Source organism: Variovorax sp. VRV01 (assembly GCF_014852545.1).
GTDB lineage: Bacteria > Pseudomonadota > Gammaproteobacteria > Burkholderiales > Burkholderiaceae_C > Variovorax > Variovorax beijingensis_A.
This window is the reverse complement of the sequence record NZ_JACVBS010000082.1, coordinates 1-296: the sequence shown is the minus strand read 5'-3', so window position 1 is coordinate 296 and position 296 is coordinate 1. Positions and strand designations below refer to the sequence as shown.

Annotated in this window: 1 pseudogene; it reads right to left on the bottom strand. The window is 65.5% G+C overall.

The features are described 5' to 3' along the window. A pseudogene (locus tag IB278_RS33680) lies at nucleotides 1-296 on the bottom strand (dienelactone hydrolase family protein); the annotation flags it as partial.

Genomic DNA, 296 nt, shown 5'->3' with positions numbered 1-296 from the left:
CTTGACCACCGCCAGCAGCGGAATGTCCACGCGCCGGCCGGTCGGCGCCACGCCCGGCAGCATCCACGGAATCTCGGTGGTGTGCGTGAAGCTGAAGAGCAGCTCGTCCACCACCTGCGTGGCGCCCACCGTGCGCGAGATCGACACGAGCGTGGTGTCGGGCGGATTACTGTTGACGAAGTGGTTGCTGTAGAAGCTGTGCAGCGCCTGGTAGCCCACGCCGCCGGTCATGGTGGGAATGTGGTTGACGTAAGGCTCGGCCACCATGGTGGACATGGTGTCGTCCACGTTGCGGG